We start from the raw sequence: 5,513 nt of genomic DNA, 5'->3' as shown, positions 1-5,513 counted from the left end.
ACGGCAGAAGTGCCAGCCTGCAACGTACCTTCAAGAAGTCCTTTACCAGCTTTAGCCATAGCACCAGAAACAAAACTAGGGACGGCCTCATCAGGGTTAGGAACATTAGAGCCTTGAATGGCAGATTTAATACCAGCATCACCCATGCCTACAGTATTGTTATCGGTAGCAAGCACATCACCTTGAATGCCACCGGAGGCGGCTTTTTGACCGCCTCCAAACAATTTAGACATGGCGCCACCAGCAAGAGCAGAAGCAATACCGCCAGCAATAGCACCAAACATAAATCACCTCACTTAAGTGGCTGGAGACAAATAATCTCTTTAATAACCTGATTCAGCGAAACCAATCCGCGGCATTTAGTAGCGGTAAAGTTAGACCAAACCATGAAACCAACATAAACATTATTGCCCGGCGTACGGGGAAGGACGTCAATAGTCACACAGTCCTTGACGGTATAATAACCACCATCATGGCGACCATCCAAAGGATAAACATCATAGGCAGTCGGGAGGGTAGTCGGAACCGAAGAAGACTCAAAGCGAACCAAACAGGCAAAAAATTTAGGGTCGGCATCAAAAGCAATATCAGCACCAACAGAAACAACCTGATTAGCGGCGTTGACAGATGTATCCATCTGAATGCAATGAAGAAAACCACCATTACCAGCATTAACCGTCAAACTATCAAAATATAACGTTGACGATGTAGCTTTAGGTGTCTGTAAAACAGGTGCCGAAGAAGCTGGAGTAACAGAAGTGAGAACCAGCTTATCAGAAAAAAAGTTTGAATTATGGCGAGAAATAAAAGTCTGAAACATGATTAAACTCCTAAGCAGAAAACCTACCGCGCTTCGCTTGGTCAACCCCTCAGCGGCAAAAATTAAAATTTTTACCGCTTCGGCGTTATAACCTCACACTCAATCTTTTATCACGAAGTCATGATTGAATCGCGAGTGGTCGGCAGATTGCGATAAACGGTCACATTAAATTTAACCTGACTATTCCACTGCAACAACTGAACGGACTGGAAACACTGGTCATAATCATGGTGGCGAATAAGTACGCGTTCTTGCAAATCACCAGAAGGCGGTTCCTGAATGAATGGGAAGCCTTCAAGAAGGTGATAAGCAGGAGAAACATACGAAGGCGCATAACGATACCACTGACCCTCAGCAATCTTAAACTTCTTAGACGAATCACCAGAACGGAAAACATCCTTCATAGAAATTTCACGCGGCGGCAAGTTGCCATACAAAACAGGGTCGCCAGCAATATCGGTATAAGTCAAAGCACCTTTAGCGTTAAGGTACTGAATCTCTTTAGTCGCAGTAGGCGGAAAACGAACAAGCGCAAGAGTAAACATAGTGCCATGCTCAGGAACAAAGAAACGCGGCACAGAATGTTTATAGGTCTGTTGAACACGACCAGAAAACTGGCCTAACGACGTTTGGTCAGTTCCATCAACATCATAGCCAGATGCCCAGAGATTAGAGCGCATGACAAGTAAAGGACGGTTGTCAGCGTCATAAGAGGTTTTACCTCCAAATGAAGAAATAACATCATGGTAACGCTGCATGAAGTAATCACGTTCTTGGTCAGTATGCAAATTAGCATAAGCAGCTTGCAGACCCATAATGTCAATAGATGTGGTAGAAGTCGTCATTTGGCGAGAAAGCTCAGTCTCAGGAGGAAGCGGAGCAGTCCAAATGTTTTTGAGATGGCAGCAACGGAAACCATAACGAGCATCATCTTGATTAAGCTCATTAGGGTTAGCCTCGGTACGGTCAGGCATCCACGGCGCTTTAAAATAGTTGTTATAGATATTCAAATAACCCTGAAACAAATGCTTAGGGATTTTATTGGTATCAGGGTTAATCGTGCCAAGAAAAGCGGCATGGTCAATATAACCAGTAGTGTTAACAGTCGGGAGAGGAGTGGCATTAACACCATCCTTCATGAACTTAATCCACTGTTCACCATAAACGTGACGATGAGGGACATAAAAAGTAAAAATGTCTACAGTAGAGTCAATAGCAAGGCCACGACGCAATGGAGAAAGACGGAGAGCGCCAACGGCGTCCATCTCGAAGGAGTCGCCAGCGATAACCGGAGTAGTTGAAATGGTAATAAGACGACCAATCTGACCAGCAAGGAAGCCAAGATGGGAAAGGTCATGCGGCATACGCTCGGCGCCAGTTTGAATATTAGACATAATTTATCCTCAAGTAAGGGGCCGAAGCCCCTGCAATTAAAATTGTTGACCACCTACATACCAAAGACGAGCGCCTTTACGCTTGCCTTTAGTACCTCGCAACGGCTGCGGACGACCAGGGCGAGCGCCAGAACGTTTTTTACCTTTAGACATTACATCACTCCTTCTGCACGTAATTTTTGACGCACGTTTTCTTCTGCGTCAGTAAGAACGTCAGTGTTTCCTGCGCGTACACGCAAGGTAAACGCGAACAATTCAGCGGCTTTAACCGGACGCTCGACGCCATTAATAATGTTTTCCGTAAATTCAGCGCCTTCCATGATGAGACAGGCCGTTTGAATGTTGACGGGATGAACATAATAAGCAATGACGGCAGCAATAAACTCAACAGGAGCAGGAAAGCGAGGGTATCCTACAAAGTCCAGCGTACCATAAACGCAAGCCTCAACGCAGCGACGAGCACGAGAGCGGTCAGTAGCAATCCAAACTTTGTTACTCGTCAGAAAATCGAAATCATCTTCGGTTAAATCCAAAACGGCAGAAGCCTGAATGAGCTTAATAGAGGCCAAAGCGGTCTGGAAACGTACGGATTGTTCAGTAACTTGACTCATGATTTCTTACCTATTAGTGGTTGAACAGCATCGGACTCAGATAGTAATCCACGCTCTTTTAAAATGTCAACAAGAGAATCTCTACCATGAACAAAATGTGACTCATATCTAAACCAGTCCTTGACGAACGTGCCAAGCATATTAAGCCACTTCTCCTCATCCAACGCGTCAGTTTTTGACAGAATCGTTAGTTGATGGCGAAAGGTCGCAAAGTAAGAGCTTCTCGAGCTGCGCAAGGATAGGTCGAATTTTCTCATTTTCCGCCAGCAGTCCACTTCGATTTAATTCGTAAACAAGCAGTAGTAATTCCTGCTTTATCAAGATAATTTTTCGACTCATCAGAAATATCCGAAAGTGTTAACTTCTGCGTCATGGAAGCGATAAAACTCTGCAGGTTGGATACGCCAATCATTTTTATCGAAGCGCGCATAAATTTGAGCAGATTTGTCGTCACAGGTTGCGCCGCCAAAACGTCGGCTACAGTAACTTTTCCCAGCCTCAATCTCATCTCTCTTTTTGCGTTCTGCTTCAATATCTGGTTGAACGGCGTCGCGTCGTAACCCAGCTTGGTAAGTTGGATTAAGCACTCCGTGGACAGATTTGTCATTGTGAGCATTTTCATCCCGAAGTTGCGGCTCATTCTGATTCTGAACAGCTTCTTGGGAAGTAGCGACAGCTTGGTTTTTAGTGAGTTGTTCCATTCTTTAGCTCCTAGACCTTTAGCAGCAAGGTCCATATCTGACTTTTTGTTAACGTATTTAGCCACATAGAAACCAACAGCCATATAACTGGTAGCTTTAAGCGGCTCACCTTTAGCATCAACAGGCCACAACCAACCAGAACGTGAAAAAGCGTCCTGCGTGTAGCGAACTGCGATGGGCATACTGTAACCATAAGGCCACGTATTTTGCAAGCTATTTAACTGGCGGCGATTGCGTACCCGACGACCAAAATTAGGGTCAACGCTACCTGTAGGAAGTGTCCGCATAAAGTGCACCGCATGGAAATGAAGACGGCCATTAGCTGTACCATACTCAGGCACACAAAAATACTGATAGCAGTCGGCGTGTGAATCATTAGCCTTGCGACCCTCGGCAGCAAGAACCATACGACCAATATCACGAAAATAGTCACGCAAAGCATTGGGATTATCATAAAACGCCTCTAATCGGTCGTCAGCCAACGTGAGAGTGTCAAAAACGATAAACCAACCATCAGCATGAGCCTGTCGCATTGCATTCATCAAACGCTGAATAGCAAAGCCTCTACGCGATTTCATAGTGGAGGCCTCCAGCAATCTTGAACACTCATCCTTAATACCTTTCTTTTTGGGGTAATTATACTCATCGCGAATATCCTTAAGAGGGCGTTCAGCAGCCAGCTTGCGGCAAAACTGCGTAACCGTCTTCTCGTTCTCTAAAAACCATTTTTCGTCCCCTTCGGGGCGGTGGTCTATAGTGTTATTAATATCAAGTTGGGGGAGCACATTGTAGCATTGTGCCAATTCATCCATTAACTTCTCAGTAACAGATACAAACTCATCACGAACGTCAGAAGCAGCCTTATGGCCGTCAACATACATATCACCATTATCGAACTCAACGCCCTGCATACGAAAAGACAGAATCTCTTCCAAGAGCTTGATGCGGTTATCCATCTGCTTATGGAAGCCAAGCATTGGGGATTGAGAAAGAGTAGAAATGCCACAAGCCTCAATAGCAGGTTTAAGAGCCTCGATACGCTCAAAGTCAAAATAATCAGCGTGACATTCAGAAGGGTAATAAGAACGAACCATAAAAAAGCCTCCAAGATTTGGAGGCATGAAAACATACAATTGGGAGGGTGTCAATCCTGACGGTTATTTCCTAGACAAATTAGAGCCAATACCATCAGCTTTACCGTCTTTCCAGAAATTGTTCCAAGTATCGGCAACAGCTTTATCAATACCATGAAAAATATCAACCACACCAGAAGCAGCATCAGTGACGACATTAGAAATATCCTTTGCAGTAGCGCCAATATGAGAAGAGCCATACCGCTGATTCTGCGTTTGCTGATGAACTAAGTCAACCTCAGCACTAACCTTGCGAGTCATTTCTTTGATTTGGTCATTGGTAAAATACTGACCAGCCGTTTGAGCTTGAGTAAGCATTTGGCGCATAATCTCGGAAACCTGCTGTTGCTTGGAAAGATTGGTGTTTTCCATAATAGACGCAACGCGAGCAGTAGACTCCTTCTGTTGATAAGCAAGCATCTCATTTTGTGCATATACCTGGTCTTTCGTATTCTGGCGTGAAGTCGCCGACTGAATGCCAGCAATCTCTTTTTGAGTCTCATTTTGCATCTCGGCAATCTCTTTCTGATTGTCCAGTTGCATTTTAGTAAGCTCTTTTTGATTCTCAAATCCGGCGTCAACCATACCAGCAGAGGAAGCATCAGCACCAGCACGCTCCCAAGCATTAAGCTCAGGAAATGCAGCAGCAAGATAATCACGAGTATCCTTTCCTTTATCAGCGGCAGACTTGCCACCAAGTCCAACCAAATCAAGCAACTTATCAGAAACGGCAGAAGTGCCAGCCTGCAACGTACCTTCAAGAAGTCCTTTACCAGCTTTAGCCATAGCACCAGAAACAAAACTAGGGACGGCCTCATCAGGGTTAGGAACATTAGAGCCTTGAATGGCAGATT

The 5,513-nt window shown here is 44.8% G+C and carries 9 protein-coding genes; all 9 read right to left on the bottom strand.

Features of this window, described 5'->3' with window-relative positions; genetic code table 11:
* A partial coding sequence (locus ROA7450_RS21605) for a hypothetical protein (RefSeq protein WP_001986401.1) occupies positions 1–284 on the bottom strand: 284 nt, incomplete at its 3' end.
* Between the two features lie 8 nt (positions 285–292).
* Positions 293–820 (bottom strand): hypothetical protein, encoded by a 528-nt coding sequence (locus ROA7450_RS21600; protein WP_000487867.1) that lies wholly within the window; start codon positions 818–820, stop codon positions 293–295.
* A gap of 110 nt (positions 821–930) precedes the next feature.
* Positions 931–2,214, bottom strand: coding sequence for a major capsid protein (locus tag ROA7450_RS21595; protein WP_000065572.1), 1,284 nt, complete (start codon positions 2,212–2,214; stop codon positions 931–933).
* A gap of 36 nt (positions 2,215–2,250) precedes the next feature.
* Positions 2,251–2,367: a phage DNA packaging protein J gene (locus ROA7450_RS21590; protein ID WP_000033471.1), complete on the bottom strand. Its 117-nt coding sequence runs from the start codon at positions 2,365–2,367 to the stop codon at positions 2,251–2,253.
* Positions 2,367–2,825, bottom strand: coding sequence for a scaffolding protein D (locus ROA7450_RS21585; RefSeq protein WP_000084700.1), 459 nt, complete (start codon positions 2,823–2,825; stop codon positions 2,367–2,369). The genes ROA7450_RS21590 and ROA7450_RS21585 overlap by 1 nt, the downstream gene beginning before the upstream one ends.
* Positions 2,822–3,061, bottom strand: coding sequence for a phage DNA packaging protein C (locus ROA7450_RS21580; RefSeq protein WP_016670801.1), 240 nt, complete (start codon positions 3,059–3,061; stop codon positions 2,822–2,824). The genes ROA7450_RS21585 and ROA7450_RS21580 overlap by 4 nt, the downstream gene beginning before the upstream one ends.
* Positions 2,994–3,146: a hypothetical protein gene (locus tag ROA7450_RS21575; RefSeq protein WP_435988044.1), complete on the bottom strand. Its 153-nt coding sequence runs from the start codon at positions 3,144–3,146 to the stop codon at positions 2,994–2,996. Before ROA7450_RS21575 ends, ROA7450_RS21580 begins: the two co-directional genes overlap by 68 nt.
* Entirely contained in the window at positions 3,079–4,647 is a 1,569-nt protein-coding gene (locus ROA7450_RS21570; RefSeq protein WP_001134933.1) for a replication endonuclease, read from the bottom strand. The genes ROA7450_RS21575 and ROA7450_RS21570 overlap by 68 nt, the downstream gene beginning before the upstream one ends.
* A 36-nt stretch (positions 4,648–4,683) precedes the next feature.
* Positions 4,684–5,513 (bottom strand): minor spike protein H (locus ROA7450_RS21565; protein WP_001436542.1); only part of this gene is annotated, 830 nt, incomplete at its 5' end.

It is taken from the genome of Roseovarius albus (genome assembly GCF_900172335.1).
GTDB classification, from domain to species: domain Bacteria; phylum Pseudomonadota; class Alphaproteobacteria; order Rhodobacterales; family Rhodobacteraceae; genus Roseovarius; species Roseovarius albus.
This window is presented reverse-complemented; position numbering and strand designations above follow the sequence as displayed.